Annotated in this window: 14 protein-coding genes and 1 tRNA gene; 7 read left to right on the top strand and 8 right to left on the bottom strand. The window is 73.1% G+C overall.

Annotation, left to right across the window (positions count from 1 at the left end; genetic code table 11):
- Window positions 1-170: 170 nt before the first annotated feature.
- The 5 genes from M3666_RS09395 to M3666_RS09375 all read right to left on the bottom strand — a co-directional run bounded on the left by M3666_RS09395 (window position 171) and on the right by M3666_RS09375 (window position 5,629).
- A complete protein-coding gene (locus M3666_RS09395) occupies window positions 171-527 on the bottom strand; it encodes a Fe-S oxidoreductase (protein WP_066654662.1) in 357 nt (118 codons plus the stop codon).
- A gap of 2 nt (window positions 528-529) precedes the next feature.
- Window positions 530-1,933, bottom strand: coding sequence for an NAD(P)/FAD-dependent oxidoreductase (locus M3666_RS09390; RefSeq protein WP_251155066.1), 1,404 nt, complete (start codon window positions 1,931-1,933; stop codon window positions 530-532).
- Window positions 1,934-2,001: 68 nt separating this feature from the next.
- Window positions 2,002-2,832, bottom strand: coding sequence for an arginase family protein (locus tag M3666_RS09385; RefSeq protein WP_251155065.1), 831 nt, complete (start codon window positions 2,830-2,832; stop codon window positions 2,002-2,004).
- Window positions 2,833-2,877: 45 nt separating this feature from the next.
- Window positions 2,878-3,603 carry a PspA/IM30 family protein gene (locus M3666_RS09380; protein WP_066654658.1) on the bottom strand — a complete coding sequence of 242 codons (726 nt, stop codon included), beginning with the start codon at window positions 3,601-3,603 and terminating at the stop codon, window positions 2,878-2,880.
- 79 nt (window positions 3,604-3,682) lie between these two features.
- Window positions 3,683-5,629 (bottom strand): TPM domain-containing protein, encoded by a 1,947-nt coding sequence (locus tag M3666_RS09375; RefSeq protein ID WP_251155064.1) that lies wholly within the window; start codon window positions 5,627-5,629, stop codon window positions 3,683-3,685.
- Between the two features lie 325 nt (window positions 5,630-5,954).
- Here M3666_RS09375 and M3666_RS09370 point away from each other — a divergent pair, with 325 nt between their 5' ends.
- Window positions 5,955-6,158, top strand: a complete 204-nt coding sequence (locus tag M3666_RS09370; protein WP_058729997.1) for a hypothetical protein — start codon at window positions 5,955-5,957, stop codon at window positions 6,156-6,158.
- A gap of 95 nt (window positions 6,159-6,253) precedes the next feature.
- On the opposite strand, the gene map is transcribed toward M3666_RS09370, so the two are convergent.
- Complete coding sequence (map, locus tag M3666_RS09365; RefSeq protein WP_251155063.1) at window positions 6,254-7,024, bottom strand: type I methionyl aminopeptidase; 771 nt, start codon at window positions 7,022-7,024, stop codon at window positions 6,254-6,256.
- 47 nt (window positions 7,025-7,071) lie between these two features.
- On the opposite strand from map, the gene M3666_RS09360 reads away from it, so the two are divergent.
- Window positions 7,072-7,377 carry a helix-turn-helix domain-containing protein gene (locus M3666_RS09360; protein WP_209682366.1) on the top strand — a complete coding sequence of 102 codons (306 nt, stop codon included), beginning with the start codon at window positions 7,072-7,074 and terminating at the stop codon, window positions 7,375-7,377.
- Between the two features lie 16 nt (window positions 7,378-7,393).
- Here M3666_RS09360 and M3666_RS09355 read toward each other — a convergent pair.
- Both M3666_RS09355 and M3666_RS09350 read right to left on the bottom strand, forming a co-directional pair.
- A tRNA-Arg gene (locus M3666_RS09355) sits at window positions 7,394-7,465 on the bottom strand.
- Window positions 7,466-7,599: 134 nt separating this feature from the next.
- Entirely contained in the window at window positions 7,600-8,172 is a 573-nt protein-coding gene (locus M3666_RS09350) for a hypothetical protein (protein WP_251155062.1), read from the bottom strand.
- A gap of 72 nt (window positions 8,173-8,244) precedes the next feature.
- Between M3666_RS09350 and argS the strand changes: the two genes are divergently transcribed.
- The 5 genes from argS to thrC all read left to right on the top strand — a co-directional run bounded on the left by argS (window position 8,245) and on the right by thrC (window position 15,130).
- A complete protein-coding gene (gene argS, locus M3666_RS09345; protein ID WP_251155061.1) occupies window positions 8,245-9,915 on the top strand; it encodes an arginine--tRNA ligase in 1,671 nt (556 codons plus the stop codon).
- A gap of 465 nt (window positions 9,916-10,380) precedes the next feature.
- The gene (locus tag M3666_RS09340; RefSeq protein WP_251155060.1) at window positions 10,381-11,136 is read left to right on the top strand and encodes a DUF2993 domain-containing protein; all 756 of its coding nucleotides are present in this window, start codon (window positions 10,381-10,383) and stop codon (window positions 11,134-11,136) included.
- 87 nt (window positions 11,137-11,223) lie between these two features.
- Complete coding sequence (lysA, locus tag M3666_RS09335; protein ID WP_066654642.1) at window positions 11,224-12,624, top strand: diaminopimelate decarboxylase; 1,401 nt, start codon at window positions 11,224-11,226, stop codon at window positions 12,622-12,624.
- Between the two features lie 56 nt (window positions 12,625-12,680).
- Complete coding sequence (locus M3666_RS09330; protein ID WP_066654640.1) at window positions 12,681-14,000, top strand: homoserine dehydrogenase; 1,320 nt, start codon at window positions 12,681-12,683, stop codon at window positions 13,998-14,000.
- A 50-nt stretch (window positions 14,001-14,050) separates the two neighbouring features.
- Complete coding sequence (thrC, locus tag M3666_RS09325; protein ID WP_066654638.1) at window positions 14,051-15,130, top strand: threonine synthase; 1,080 nt, start codon at window positions 14,051-14,053, stop codon at window positions 15,128-15,130.
- Window position 15,131: the final 1 nt, after the last annotated feature.

Raw genomic sequence — 15,131 nt, 5'->3', positions numbered from 1 at the left:
GAGCGGGCAGGACATGCCGCTCGCGTTCGTCGAGCGGGTGCGATCCGTCGGTCCGGGGTGACGAGGGTGACGGATCCGGCCCGCTCGGTGGCTCGGAGCGGACCGCCTGACGGACGGGAGGCACGGGGCGGACCCGCCGTGCGCCTCCCGTCCGGTGGTGGGTCACCCGGTCAGCGGTAGCCGCCGTCCTCGAGACCGGCCTCCACCTCGAAGCGGTTGCGGGCGGCGTCGCGCCCCGCGAGGGCGTAGAGCAGCGGCATGAGCATGCCGTAGCGACGCCACTGCGTCACGTGCACCCGTTCGTGCCGCAGCACGCGCGGGCCGTCGTTGTCCCGCGTCAGGTACACCGACCCGACGCACGTGCCGCCGCGCCGGAACGCCCAGCGCGGCAGCCCCGTGCACACGATCAACCCGTCCTCGACCCGTATCCGCCCGGTCGAGAAGGGCACCCCGACGGCCAGTCCGACCGCGGTCGCGAACACCCAACCGGCGCGCGAGACGGGGGAGTCGAGGAGCGGGTTGCGCACCCCTACTCCGGTCGGCCGTAGGTCTCGAGCAAGCGGAGCCAGACCTCGTTCATCGTCGGGTACGCCGGGACCGCGTGCCAGAGCCGGTCGACGGGGACCTCGCCGACGACCGCGACCGTCGCCGCGTGGAGCATCTCGGCGACGTCCTGTCCGACGAAGGTCACGCCGACGACGACGCCGCGGGACTCGTCGACGACCATCTTCGCCCGGCCGGTGTAGCCGTCGGCCTGCAGCGCCGAGCCGGCGATCGCACCGAGGTCGTACTCGACCGCGCGGACGTCGATGCCCTGCTCGCGTGCCGCGGCCTCGGTCAGGCCGATGCTCGCCACCTCGGGGTCGGTGAAGGTGACCTGCGGGACGGCTGCGTGGTCGGCGGTCGCGACGTGGGCGCCCCAGGGCTCGGCGTGCACCGGGCGGCCCTGCGCTCGTGCGGCGATGGCCTCGCCGGCGGCGCGTGCCTGGTACTTGCCCTGGTGGGTGAGGAGTGCGCGGTGGTTGACGTCGCCGACGGCGTAGAGCCAGTCGGTGCCCTGCACGAGCATCGTGTCGTCGACCTGCAGCCAGTCGCCCGGGGTGAGCCCCACGGAGTCGAGGCCGAGGTCGGCGGTGTGCGCCTTCCGACCCGTCGCCGCGAGGACCTCGCTCGTCACGACCGTGGTGCCGTCGTCGAGCGTCGTGGTGACCAGGCCGTGCTCGTCGCGGTCGACGCGCGTCGGGCTGACACCGGTGCGGACGTCGATGCCGAGTTCCCGCATCGCGTCGGCGACGAGCTCACCGGCGAACGGCTCCATGCCGCCGAGCAGCCCGTGCCGGGCGACCAGGGTGACCTTCGACCCGAGGGAGGCCCACGCGGTCGCGAGCTCGGAGCCGGCGACGCCGCCGCCGATGACGAGCAGGCTCTCCGGGACCTGCTGGGCGCTGGTGCCCTCGCGGGTGCCCCACGGCTGCGCATCCGCGAGACCGGGGACGTCCGGCAGCTGGTGCAGCGAACCGGTCACGACGGCGACGGCCGCGCGTGCGGTGTGCGTCTCGCCGCCGACCTCGATGGTCTTCTCGCCGGTGATGCGGGCGTGGCCGCGGATCAGGGCGATGTCGGCGGACTCGAGCCAGGCCACCTGGCTGTCGTCCTGGTAGTCGGAGGTGAAGGAGTTGCGGCGCGCGAGCACCTTCGCGGCGTCCACGTGCCCGGTGACCGCCTGCGCGGCACCGTCGACGCGCTTCGCAGCCGCGACCGCGTGGCCGCTGCGGAGGAGCGCCTTCGACGGCATGCACGCCCAGTAGGAGCACTCACCGCCGACCAGTTCGGCCTCGACCACGGCGACCGACAGGCCGCGCTTGTGGGCGTAGTCCGCCACGTTCTCGCCGACAGCGCCGGCGCCGATCACGATGAGGTCGTAGTCCGTCATGCTCCCGAACCTACGCGGAGCGGCGGGGCGTCGGCCGTGCACGGCGCGGCGCGGATGCGGAGGACCGGTCAGCCGCGGTCGGTGGTGCGGGACGCGGTCGTCAGGGCACCGACCGCACGCAGGATCACGCCCAGGTCGTCGACCGCTCGGTCGGGGTCCACCGGTGCGAAGCCGGTCAGCGCGGCCCCGACGAGTCGCCGTCCCCGCGTCGCGGCCTGGATGCGCTCGACCAGACCGGAGGCGTCGATCCCGAAGGGCACCGGCTCGAGCAGCCCGTCCACCTCGGCCGGGTCGAGCACGTCGAGGTCGACGTGGACGAAGACGCGCTCGGCGCCGGTGGACCCGACCGCGACCGCGATCGCGTCCGGCGTCGCCGCGTCCACGTCGAGGTGGGTGATCCCGACCCGGTCGAGGGCGGCGATCTCGGCGTCCTCGACTCCGCGGACCCCGGCGAGCACGACCCTGGCCGGGTGCAGGACCGGCAGGTCGGGGAAGAGGTCCTCCGGGCGGTCGACGAGCAGGCGCAGGACGGCGGTCTCGGCTGCGACGGGTTGTGCGCGGTTCAGCGACCGGTAGCCGCTCGATCCGGCGATGCGCACGAACGCGGTGTCCGGACGCACGAGCACGGAGGCGCCGAGCACGCTCGACCCGTCACCACCGACCACCAGGACGGGTTCGCTCGCGACGCCGGTCTCCTCGGCGACGCGGTCGGCCACGGCACGGACCGACGTGTAGCGGGCGACGGCGGTCTCGAGCCGGTCGCCCGCGCCGGCCGGCACGTCGACGACGGTCGTGGCGGCGCGGGGGAGATCGGCTGCGATGGCCTGTGCTCCGTCGCCGAGGCGCATCGCGCGCGACGACGCCGAACCCTGCCACTGACCGACGACGAGGAACTGCATCGTCTCAGTCTGGCAGCCGGGTCCGGCGCCGTCCGCAGTTCCGCGTCAGATACCCGCGGACCCGCCGTTCTTCAGTGCGGCGAGACGTGCCTCGACCTCGGCGTCGCGACCCACGTCCTCCAGGCTCTCGAACTGCGCGTCCAGGCTCGACGACTGCAGTTCCTGCTGCCCGAGGACCTTCGCCTCCTCGCGGCGGACCTTCTCCTCGAAGCGGTTGAGGTCGCTCGTCGGATCGGTGATGTCGATGTTGCCGATGGCGTCGTTGACCTTGGACTGCGCCTCGGCGGTCTTCTGCCGGGCGACGAGCGAGTCGCGCTTGGCCTTGAGCTGTTCGAGCTTCTGCTCCATGCCGGCCAGCCCGGACTTGAGCTTCTCGACCTGCTCGTTCTGCGTGGCGAGCGGGCCCTCGTTGTCCTTGACCTCCTGCTCGGCCGCGATCTGCTTGCCGATCGCGATCTTCGCGAGGTTGTCGAACTTGTCGGCGTCCGCGGTCTTGCCCTCGGCGCGGTACTTGTCGGCGGCGGCCGAGGCGTTGGCGGCCTTCTGACCCCACTCGGTCGCCGCGCGCTTGTCCTCCTCGTGGTCCTGCTCGAGCAGGCGGAGGTTGCCGATCGTCTGCGCGATCGCCGTCTTCGCGTCGGCGATGTTGTTCGTGTAGTCGCGGACGAGCTGGTCCAGCATCTTCTGCGGGTCCTCGGCGTCGTCGATGAGCTGGTTCACGTTCGCCCGGATGAGCGAGGAGATCCGGCCGAGAATCGTCTGCTTTGCCATTGTGTTCCCTTTCGTGGAAGGTCTCTCGTGGTGCTGCTGGTCCTGGTGGTCGTGTGTCCCGAGGGGGTGGTGCCGGGTGTCAGAAGCGGCCGCCGCCGGAGAAGCCCCCGCCGCCTCCGCCGCCGCCTCCGCCGAAGCCCCCGCCGCCGCTGAAGCCCCCGCCGCCGCCGAAGCCCCCACCGCCGAAGCCGCCACCGCCGAAGGAGCCGCCCCCGTAGCTGCCGCCGCGTCCGCCGAGGAGGCCGCCGAGCACGATCCCGGTCACGAGGCCACCGAGCTGTGCGCCGTTCCCGCCGCCGCCCTGCCCGGGCCATCCGCCCATGTCGTCGTTCGCCGCGTCCATCGCCGCGGCGGCGTACTGCTCGGCGGCGCGTGCAGCCCCGAGGGCGCGGGCGGGGTCGCTCGTGGCGAGGTCGACCGCGTCGTCGAGCGCGCGCTCGGCCTCGGACAGGCGCGTCCGGGCCGTCGTGCCCACGGCTCCCCGGCGGAGCGAGATGAAGTCGCGCGCCTGGCTGATCCGGGCCCGGGCGTCGCGCAGGGCGTCGTCGAGGGCGCGGCGTGCGCGCTGCTGCTGTTCCTGTGCACCGCGCGCGGCGGCCAGTGCGGCGTCGATCTCGGTGTTCGCCTTCGTCAGCGCGTCGACGGCGGCGATCGGGTCGCGCGGGTCGGAGCCCTGACGGAGGACGGTGTCGGCACGGGTCACCGCGGCCGCGAGGGCCGGGTCGCCGGACCGCATCGAACGGGCTGCGGCGACGTCTCCCTCGATGTCCGCGCGCATCGCCTGGACCCGGGCGGTCGCCTCGGCGAAGGTGCGCTCGGCGCCGGTCGCACTCGCGGTCAGCTGCTGCACCTGTGCGAGCGCGTGCTGGGCGTCGCGCACGGCGATGACCGCCTCGCCCTTGTCCCCGGACGCGATGGCCGCGGTCGCCGCCTGCGACCGCTCCGTCGCGTAGCCGAGGACCTGGTCGGCCTGGTCGACGTTGTCGGAGACCGTCGCCAGGGTCCGGCCGCCGTACGACCCACGCACCCGGTCGAGCGCGCGGCGGGCGGCGTCGAGCTCGACCGGCGCTGCCGCGACCGCGGAGGCGAGGGCAGTCGCGGCGTCCTCGACCCCGTCCTCGAGGGACCGCAGGTGGTCGAAGGCCTCGGTCTGCTCGTCGATCGACGCGTGCGCCTGCTCGCAGATGGCGACGATCTGGTTCGCCCACTGCGCGCGCTGCTGCGGTGAGTCCGGTACCTCGTCGTCGAGCTGCTGCTGGTAGGAGAACGCCTGCCGCACGTTCCGCTTCGCGGTCGCGACGGCCTCGGCGAAGGGCTTCGCCGCGTCCTCGCCGAACTGCGCCGTGGCGAAGCCGACCTCCTGCTCGGCCGTCCGGAGCTCGTCGTCGATGGTGACCAGCGCTGCGCCGGCCTTGCGCTCGAGCCCGGCGAGGGACGCCTCCTGCGCTCGTGCGGCCTCGGCAGTGCGTCGCTTGTTGCGGGTGCGGATCACCAGGACGGCGACGACCGCACCGACGACGACCACGAGCAGCAGGACCCACAGCCAGGTCAGGTCCGGCGGGGCCTGCGAGGAGACGAGTCCGTCCGCGAGGGCGACGGCGGCGCCCGACCAGTCGCCGTCCCGCAGCTGCGGGACGGCGTCCTGCTGGTAGGCGGACTCGACGTCGCTGCTCGACAGTGCGGTCGCGTTCGTCTGCTGGATGTCGGCGATCCGGTCGTCGACCGCCACGGAGAGCACGATCGCGTCGGAGTCGATCTGGTTGCGCTCCATCAGGGCGTCACCCCAGGCGGCGTGGTCGGTCGGGTTCGTGAAGGTCGGCACGTAGACCACGTAGAGCTGCGTCTGCGTCCGGTCGTAGAGGTCCTGGACCGCCCGTTCGACCTGGGTCCGCTGACCGCTGCTGAGGGCACCGGCCTCGTCGACCACGTAGGCGCCGCCCAGGTCGACCGGGTCCGTCGCGTGGGCTGCTGCGGCGGGCGTGATCACGAGTCCGGCCGCGAGGAGCACGGCACCGATCCGACCCACGGCGCGGGTGATCGCCGAGCGGGCGCCGCGGACGGCCGCGTGGGGGCCTTCGCGATGCCGACCGAGCGCCCGAGGGGCCGATCCATCGTCGGTGCGCGATCCGTGGTGAGCCGCTCGCATCCGTCCTCCATCCGTCGTCCGGGAGCCCACGTTGCGCCCCCGACGGCCCCCGCACGGGCGCCGTCGCCCCGATGCTATCCAGAGCACGCACACAGCGGGTGGATCCTCGGAGGACCCCCGGCGACGTCCGTCATCTGGAGGACTTGTACCCCGGACCGGGGTATGGTGGAGGCCATCGTTCGACGACGAGCGGAAGGGGAAAGCGATGGAGCGTACGACGAGCACCGAGGTCGTCCCACTGGAGGACGGCTACCACCGCGTCTCGACACCGGCGAGCGGTGTCATCGGCTTCGTCCGTGAGCAGGACGGCCGCTACGAGGTCCTCCGGGGCCGGGTCCGACAGGCCACGCGCTCCGAGGGCGCCTACAGCACCATGAACGTCGCGCTCATCGCGCTCACCCACGCCTGAGCCCGCGCCGGATCCGCGGCGACCGCTCCAGCCTCGCGCTGACGTGGAGGCGCCGAGACGCTGACGTGGAGGCGCAGTGGCCGACCTCGACCGTGTCAGCTGCCGGGACGGGTGAGCACCTCGACGCCGTCCTCGGTGATCGCGACGGTGTGCTCGGTGTGCGCGGTCCTCGCCCCCGTCGCGCTCCGCAGGGTCCACCCGTCGGGATCGGTGACGAGCTCGTCCGTGTCCGCCATCACCCAGGGTTCGAGCGCGAGGACCAGCCCCGGTCGCAGGGTGTAGCCGCGCCCCGGCCGACCCGTGTTCGCCACGTGCGGGTCCTGGTGCATCGTCGAGCCGATGCCGTGCCCGCCGAACTCGGTGTTCACAGCGTAGCCCGCGGCGGTGAGGACCTCGCCGATGGCGTGCGACACGTCCCCGGTCCGGACACCGGGGCCCGCGGCGGCGATGCCGGCGGCCAGCGCCCGTTCGGTGGCGTCGATCAGGGCGGTGTCCGCCGGGTCGGCGCGCCCGACGACGAAGCTGATCGCCGCGTCGGCGGCGATCCCGTCCAGGGTCACCGCGAGGTCCAGGGTGAGCAGGTCGCCGTCGGCGAGCTCGCGGTCGTGCGGCAGGCCGTGCAGCACCGCGTCGTTCACCGCGGTGCAGACGTGGTGGCCGAAGGGGCCACGACCGAACGAGGGGGCGTAGTCGACGTAGCAGGAGATCGCGCCGGCCTCCTCGATCATCGTCCGGGTCCACCCGTCCACCTCGAGCAGGTTCGTGCCGACCGTCGTCCGCTCCCGGAGGGTCTGCAGGATCGTGCCGACGAGGGCGCCGGTGCGACGGGCCCGGTCGACCTCGGCGGGGGAGAGGATCTCGATCATGCCGATGATCGTACCGGTATTGTCTGGCCGGTACTAGTATCGGCGCCATGGTCCGACTCCCGCTGAGCCCCGCCGAGCTGGAACGCGGTCGCCGGCTCGGCGCACTGCTCCGTCGTGCTCGGGGTGAGCGCTCGATCCTCGACGTCGCCCTCGATGCGGGCGTGTCGCCCGAGACCCTGCGGAAGATCGAGACCGGTCGCATCGCGACGCCGTCGTTCGCCACGATCGCCGCGGTCGCGAGCGTCGTCCGACTGTCGCTCGACGCGCTCTGGGACGAGGTGCACCCCGAGGCGGAACGGGTGGCCCCGGACCGGGCGACGCACCCCGTGCACGAGGAGAGCCCCCGGCGATGACGCCGGGGGCTCGATGTGCCCCCAGGAGGATTCGAACCTCCGCCCCTGCCTCCGGAGGGCAGTGCTCTATCCCCTGAGCTATGGGGGCTCGTGGGTGAGATCAACCGTAGCAGGTAACGCGAGCCGGTCCCGACAGCGCGTGTCGCGTCCGTGTCGCGGCCACCGTCGGACGGGAGGCGCGGCACGGGCCCGCACCGTGCCTCCCGTCCGGCTGCGGTGCCGTCAGCCCGCCGGGCTGGCCGACGCGGACGGCAGCAGCACGGAGCGCACCGCGTCCACGACGGGCTGCGCCCCGCCGGGCTCGGTGTACAGCGTCGACTCGGTGGTGACCCAGTACGGATCCGGGAAGGCGTCCGCGCGGCCGACGCCGTCGTCCAGCGCGTAGTAGCCCTCGACGCGGTAGGTCGGGACGGACCCACCGCGCTCGTAGAGGGCGTCCTTGAGCGTCGTGAGCGACTTCTCAGGCAGGTGCGCCACGGCGAGCGTGATCGTCGTCGACGGGTCGTCGGTGGCGACGAGGTGGCAGACCCGGCCGCGCTGGCGGGCGATCGTCGCGGCCGGCGTGCCCTTCGCGGGCGTCCAGGTCGTGTCCTGCTCGAAGGTCTTGCCGTAGACGGCGAGGACGCTCGTGGGCAGCAGCTCGGCGCACGTCTGCCGCACGGCGGTGCCGATCGGGGTGGCGCTCGCGCTCGGGGCCGCGTCGTCGGACCGGCCCGTGCAGCCGGACAGGGCGACGGCGGCGGACACGGAGAGCAGGGCGACGGTGATCGCCCGGACACGGCTGCGGGAGGTCATCCAGCCATGATGCTGCACGCCGTCCGGCACCGGCCCGCGAGGCACCTGGGCGTCCCGGTAGACTCGACCCTCGTGACTCCTGCCGAACTCTCCGCCGCGTACCTGTCGATCCTGACCGGGATCGTCGAGCGACGAGGCGCGTCCGACACCGTGACCATCGGGGAGTCCCACGTGGCCCTCGAGCGGCCGAAGAACCGTGCGCACGGCGACTGGGCCTCGAACGCGGCGATGCAGCTCGCGAAGCGCCTCGGTACGAACCCGCGCGAGCTCGCGACCGAGATCGCCGGCGAGCTGACCGAGCTCGACGGTGTCGCGTCCGTCGACGTCGCCGGCCCCGGCTTCATCAACATCACGCTCGAGGCCGCCGCCGCCGGTGAGATCGCCCGCACGATCGTCGACCAGGCCGACGCGTTCGGACACGGCGACCTGTACGAGGGCGTGTCCATCGACCTCGAGTTCGTGTCCGCGAACCCGACCGGTCCGATCCACATGGGCGGTGTGCGCTGGGCCGCCGTCGGTGACTCGCTCGCCCGCGTGTTCGAGGCGCAGGGCGGCCTCGTCACCCGTGAGTACTACTTCAACGACCACGGCGCACAGATCGACCGCTTCGCCCGGTCGCTCGTCGCCTCGGCGCTGGGGGAGCCCACGCCGGAGGACGGCTACGGCGGTGCCTACATCGGCGAGATCGCCGCGCGGGTCATCGCGACGCTGCCCGCCGGCACCGACGTGCGTGACCTGCCGCGCGACGAGGCGCAGGAGCTCTTCCGCCGCGAGGGCGTCGAGTTCATGTTCGCCGACATCAAGTCCTCGCTGCACGACTTCGGCGTGGACTTCGACGTCTACTTCCACGAGAACTCGCTGCACGAGTCGAAGGCCGTCGAGCGGGCCATCGAGCGGCTGCAGTCCCTCGGCAAGATGTACGAGGCCGAGGGCGCGCTCTGGCTCCGCACGACCGACTTCGGCGACGACCGCGACCGCGTCGTGATCAAGTCCGACGGGCAGCCGGCGTACATCGCGGGCGATCTGGCGTACTACCTCGACAAGCGCGAGCGCGGGTTCGAGCGCAACCTCATCATGCTCGGCGCGGACCACCACGGCTACGTCGGTCGCATGATGGCGATGTGCGCGGCGTTCGGTGACGAGCCCGGCAAGAACCTCGAGATCCTCATCGGCCAGATGGTGAACCTGCTCAAGGACGGCCAGCTCTTCCGCATGTCGAAGCGCAACGGCACGATCGTGTCGATGGAGGACCTCGTCGACGCCGTGGGTGTCGACGCCGGTCGCTACGCCCTCGTGCGGTTCGCGAGCGACACCTCGATCGACATCGACCTCGACCTGCTCACCAAGCGCACCAACGACAACCCGGTCTTCTACGTGCAGTACGCCCACGCCCGCACGCAGTCGGTCGCCCGCAACGCTGCGGCCTCGGGCGTGGACCGCTCCGCGTTCGACGCGTCCCTGCTCACGCACGAGACGGAGAGCGCCCTCCTCGGAGCCCTCGCCGAGTACCCGCGCGTGGTGCGCCAGGCCGCGGAGCTCCGCGAGCCGCACCGCATCGCGCGGTACATCGAGCAGCTCGCCGGGCTGTACCACCGCTGGTACGACTCCTGCCGGGTGACGCCGCTCGGCGACGAGGCCGTGTCGGACCTGCACCGCACGCGCCTGTGGCTGAACGACGCGACCGGGCAGGTCGTCCGCAACGGTCTCGGCCTGCTCGGGGTGAGCGCGCCCGAGCGCATGTAGCGCGGCGCGCGGCGCGCGCTTGCGCGGCGTCGCGTCGCGTCGCGTCGAACCACGTTCTCGACATCGAGCCAGGCGATCCGCCTGGTTCGATGTCGTTTCAATGGTTCGTCGCCGGCGCGCCCAGCACGCGTCCGCACAACCGGAAGCACGTCGCGCCAGGTGATCTCGTGGCGCGACGTGCTTCTGCTTGTGCGCGAGCACGTCGCGCCGCGCACCGCGCCCGCCCGCCGCCACACACACCGGGCGCTCCCAGCCCGGCCGCCGCGCCGCGCGCCGCGCGCCGCACCCCGCGCGCCGTACCCCGCCTCGCCTCGCCCCGCCGCCGCACCGCGCCCCGCCTCGCCTCGCCCCGCCGCGCCCCGCCGCCCAGCCGCGCCCCGCCCCGCCCCGCCGCCGCAGCGCGCACACCGGGCGCACACCGCGCCTCCAGGCCGGCTGCGGGGAGCACCTGGCAGGGTGGGACGCATGTCCGTCGCCACCGAGCCCTCCCGGAAGCGTCGTCGCTGGCCCGTCGTCCTCGTCGTCCTGGTGCTCGTGCTCGCCGCGCTCGTCGTCGTCGCGGAGTTCGTGCTCCGGGGCGTCGTCGACCGGATCATCGCCGACCAGGTCGAGCAGTCCCTCCCGGAGGGCGCCACCGGCGAGGTCACCGCGCACGCCGAGGGCATCGTCGTCCCGCAGCTGCTCGCGGGCACGCTCGACCGGGTCGACATCACCTCGGACCGGCTGACCGTCGACGGGGTCCCGCTGGCCGCCGACGTCACCGCTCGCGACGTCCCGGTGGACGGCAAGGGCGACGTGCACGACGTCGACGGCCACGTCACCCTCGCCGCGACGAGCGTGCAGGACCTGGCCAAGTACAGCCCGCTGTTCGAGCGGCTCCGGCTCGTCGACGGCGGCGTCGAGCTGTCCGGTTCGACCGCGGTGCTCGGGTACGACATCGGCTACGCGGCCACCGGCGACGTGGTGGCGCAGCAGGACGGCCGTGGCGTCACGATCACCCCGCAGAGCGTCCGCATCACGAACTCGGACCTCGGCCTGAAGGTCGACCGCATCCCCGGCGTCACGGGCGTCCCGGTGCAGGTCTGCACAGCGCAGTTCCTGCCCGAGCAGCTCCGGGTCCGGTCCGTCGACGTGACCTCCGCCGAGGCCACCGTCCGGGTCACCGCCGACTCGCTGCCGCTGACCGAGCAGGGCCTGCGCACGGTCGGCGACTGCGGCTGACGCCGTCGATCCCGGCGCGTCACCACCGCGGTCGACGGGCGTAACACCGGCCTGGAGGCCCGTGGCGGCTCGGTAGGATCGGGTCCCGTGAGCGCCAACCCCCTTGCCCCGCCGCGGCTGCGGTTCCCCGCCGACGCCTCCGCGCTGACCGCGCGCATCTGGCCGGCCTCGGCCACGCGGACGGACGACGGTGAGCTCGCCGTCGGCGGCATCACGGCGTCGGACCTGGTCGCCCGGTTCGGTTCCCCGCTCTACGTCGTCGACGAGCGGGACGTCCAGGCACGCGCGTCGAGGGTCCGCACGGCCTTCACCGAGGCGTTCGCCCGCATCGGCACGCGGGCCCACGTGTACTACGCCGCCAAGGCGTTCTTCACGACCCAGGTCGCCGCGTGGATGACCGAGGCCGGACTGCGGTTGGACGTGTGCACCGCCGGTGAGCTCGCCGTCGCGCTGGCCGGGGGAGCGGACCCCGCGCTGCTCGGCTTCCACGGCAACGACAAGTCGGACGCCGAGATCGCCCGCGCGGTCGAGGTCGGCCTCGGCACGATCGTCCTCGACAGCCACGAGGAGATCGGCCGCGTCGCGCGTGCCGCCGCCGACGCCGGCACGGTCCAGCGCGTGCGCATCCGGATCAACAGCGGCGTGCACGCCTCGACGCACGAGTACCTCGCCACGGCGCGTGAGGACCAGAAGTTCGGCATCCCCCTGAGCGAGGCCGTCGCCGCCGCGGCGGCGGTCCGGGCAGAGCCGTCGCTCGCCTTCGTCGGGCTCCACTCGCACATCGGGTCCCAGATCTTCGACGAGTCCGGGTTCCGTGAGGCAGCTCGGCGACTGATGGACGTGCACGCCGAACTCGTGGCGACGGGTCCGGTCCCGGAGCTGAACCTCGGCGGCGGGTGGGGCATCGACTACACCGAGGCAGACGAGGCGTTCGCGCCCGAGGACGTCGCCGAGGCCCTCGCCACGATCGTCGCCGACGCCTGCACCGAGCGGGGCATCCCCGTCCCGGAGATCGCCGTCGAGCCCGGTCGCTACATCGTCGGCCCGGCCGGCACCACGCTGTACCGCGTCGGCACCGTCAAGCCCGTCTCGCTGGAGACCGAGGACGGCTCCTCGGCGACCCGCACCTACGTGTCGGTCGACGGCGGCATGAGCGACAACGCCCGTCCGGCGCTGTACGGCGCCGACTACACGGCCCGGCTCGCCCGCAGCTCGGACGCCCCGGCGGTGCTGACCCGGGTCGTCGGCAAGCACTGCGAGTCGGGCGACATCGTCGTGAACGACGAGTACCTGCCGGGCGACGTGCACCGCGGTGACCTGCTCGCCGTCGCGGCGACCGGTGCCTACTGCTGGTCCCTCGCCAGCAACTACAACCACGTGGGCCGTCCGCCGGTCGTCGCGGTCGCGGACGGCGCAGCCCGTATCCTCGTCCGTGGCGAGTCGATCGACGACCTGCTCGCCCGCGACACGGGGGTCGTCGCCGGCTGACGCCGCTGACCCCGACCCGACCGGGCTGCCGCCCGCCCCACAGGAATGCGCACCACATGATCGAATACCGCAACGTCCGCGTCGCGCTGCTCGGAGCCGGCTCCGTCGGTTCCCAGGTGGCGCGCCTGCTCCTCGAGCACGGCGACGAGCTGGCCTCGCGCGCGGGTGCCGGACTCGAGCTCGTCGGCATCGCGGTGCGGGACCTCGACGCTCCGCGCGACGTGGACCTGCCGAAGGAGCTCTTCACGACGGACGCGCAGTCGCTCATCCTCGGCGCGGACATCGTCGTCGAGCTGATCGGCGGCATCGAGCCCGCGCGCACGCTGGTGCTCCAGGCGCTGCAGTCCGGTGCGGACGTCGTCACCGGCAACAAGGCGCTCCTCGCCACGCACGGCCCCGAGCTCTTCGCCGCGGCGGAGCAGGTCGGCGCACAGCTCTACTACGAGGCCGCGGTCGCCGGCGCGATCCCGATCATCCGGCCGCTGCACGACTCGCTCGCGGGCGACCGCATCGAGCGGATCATGGGCATCGTCAACGGCACGACGAACTTCATCCTCGACCTGATGGACCGCGAGGGCTCGACCTTCGAGGCGGCCCTCGCGACCGCCACGGAGCTCGGGTACGCCGAGGCCGACCCGACCGCCGACGTCGAGGGCTACGACGCCGCGCAGAAGGCCGCCATCCTCGCCTCGCTCGCGTTCCACACCTCCGTGCCCCTGGCCGCCGTGCACCGCGAGGGCATCACCGCCGTCACGATCGAGCAGGTCCGCGCCGCGCGGAAGGCCGGCTACGTCGTGAAGATCCTGGCGACCGCCGAGCGCCTGACCGACGAGGACGGCGTCGAGGGCGTCAGCGCCCGTGTCTACCCGGCGCTCGTGCCGGAGTCGCACCCGCTCGCCAGTGTGCACGGGGCGAAGAACGCCGTGTTCGTCGAGGCCGAGGCCGCCGGCGACCTGATGTTCTACGGCGCCGGTGCCGGTGGCGTCGAGACCGCGTCGGCCGTGCTCGGCGACCTGGTGTCCGCCGCCCGTCGTCACGTCATCGGCGGCCCCGGCATCGCGGAGTCGACCCAGTCGGCGCTGCCGGTCTTCCCGATCGGGACGGTCCGCACCCGTTACCAGATCACGCTGCACGTGGCCGACGCCCCCGGCGTGCTGTCCACCGTCGCCGGCGTCCTGGCGAAGCACGGCGTGAGCGTCGAGACCGTCGAGCAGTCCGCCGCGACCGACCCGGGCGACGGCACGGCCGGCACCGCGAACCTCGTCATCGGCACGCACCTCGCCCGCGAGTCCGACCTGGCCGCCACGGTCGTCGCGCTCCGGAGCGAGGACGTCGTCGTCGAGATCACCAGCGTCCTGCGGGTGGTCGGGGCCTAGCCCCGCACCGTCAGCAACCCGACTGCACAACACCGAACAAGGAGAGCCTGATGGCCCACCAGTGGCAGGGAGTCCTGCGCGAGTACGCCGACCGTCTCGACGTCACCGAGGCGACGCCCGTCGTCACCCTCGGCGAGGGCGGCACGCCGCTCATCCCGGCCCGACGCCTGTCGGAGCGCACCGGCGCGGACGTGTACGTCAAGTTCGAGGGCATGAACCCGACCGGGTCGTTCAAGGACCGCGGCATGACGATGGCGATCTCGAAGGCCGTCGAGCACGGCGCGAAGGCCGTCATCTGCGCGTCGACCGGCAACACCAGCGCCTCGGCGGCCGCCTACGCCACGCACGCGGGCATCACCGCCGCGGTGCTCGTGCCCGAGGGCAAGATCGCGATGGGCAAGCTCAGCCAGGCCGTCGCGCACGACGCCCAGCTGCTGCAGGTGCAGGGCAACTTCGACGACTGCCTCGACATCGCGCGCGACCTCGCCGCCAACTACCCGGTGCACCTGGTCAACTCGGTGAACAACGACCGCATCGAGGGGCAGAAGACCGCCGCGTTCGAGGTCGTCGACGTGCTGGGCGACGCCCCGGACTTCCACTTCCTGCCGGTCGGCAACGCGGGCAACTACACCGCGTACTCCCGCGGCTACCGCGAGGACGTCGCCGCGGGCCGCTCGACGCGGATGCCGCGCATGTTCGGCTTCCAGGCCGCCGGCTCCGCCCCGATCGTCTCGGGCGAGGTCGTCCGCCACCCGGACACCATCGCCTCCGCCATCCGAATCGGCAACCCGGCGTCGTGGCAGTACGCGCTCGAGGCGCGTGACGAGACCGACGGCTACTTCGGTGCGATCACCGACGAGGGCATCCTCGCCGCGCACCGCATCCTGTCCGCCGAGGTCGGGGTCTTCGTCGAGCCCGCGTCGGCCATCGGCGTCGCCGGGCTGCTCGAGCGTGCGGACGCCGGTGTCGTGCCGCAGGGCGCGAAGGTCGTCATCACGGTGACCGGCCACGGCCTGAAGGACCCGCAGTGGGCCCTCCGCACGGAGGACGGCGGCGAGGTCGCACCGACGAGCGTCCCGGTCGACACGAAGTCGGTCGCCGAGGTGCTCGGACTGGTCGGCTCCGCGTGAG

The sequence above is a fragment of the Curtobacterium sp. ODYSSEY 48 V2 genome (assembly GCF_023712625.1).
In the GTDB taxonomy this organism is placed as follows: domain Bacteria; phylum Actinomycetota; class Actinomycetes; order Actinomycetales; family Microbacteriaceae; genus Curtobacterium.
Note: the sequence above shows the minus strand (reverse complement) of the source record. Positions and strands in the feature narration are given on the sequence as shown.

Bases quoted from the DNA above. Each gene is read 5' to 3' on its own strand.
- M3666_RS09390 (WP_251155066.1), bottom strand. From the start codon at position 1,933: ATGACGGACTACGACCTCATCGTGATCGGCGCCGGCGCTGTCGGCGAG.
- M3666_RS09385 (WP_251155065.1), bottom strand. From the start codon at position 2,832: ATGCAGTTCCTCGTCGTCGGTCAGTGGCAGGGTTCGGCGTCGTCGCGC.
- M3666_RS09380 (WP_066654658.1), bottom strand. From the start codon at position 3,603: ATGGCAAAGCAGACGATTCTCGGCCGGATCTCCTCGCTCATCCGGGCG.
- M3666_RS09370 (WP_058729997.1), top strand. From the start codon at position 5,955: ATGGAGCGTACGACGAGCACCGAGGTCGTCCCACTGGAGGACGGCTAC.
- map (WP_251155063.1), bottom strand. From the start codon at position 7,024: ATGATCGAGATCCTCTCCCCCGCCGAGGTCGACCGGGCCCGTCGCACC.
- M3666_RS09360 (WP_209682366.1), top strand. From the start codon at position 7,072: ATGGTCCGACTCCCGCTGAGCCCCGCCGAGCTGGAACGCGGTCGCCGG.
- M3666_RS09350 (WP_251155062.1), bottom strand. From the start codon at position 8,172: ATGACCTCCCGCAGCCGTGTCCGGGCGATCACCGTCGCCCTGCTCTCC.
- M3666_RS09340 (WP_251155060.1), top strand. From the start codon at position 10,381: ATGTCCGTCGCCACCGAGCCCTCCCGGAAGCGTCGTCGCTGGCCCGTC.
- M3666_RS09330 (WP_066654640.1), top strand. From the start codon at position 12,681: ATGATCGAATACCGCAACGTCCGCGTCGCGCTGCTCGGAGCCGGCTCC.
- thrC (WP_066654638.1), top strand. From the start codon at position 14,051: ATGGCCCACCAGTGGCAGGGAGTCCTGCGCGAGTACGCCGACCGTCTC.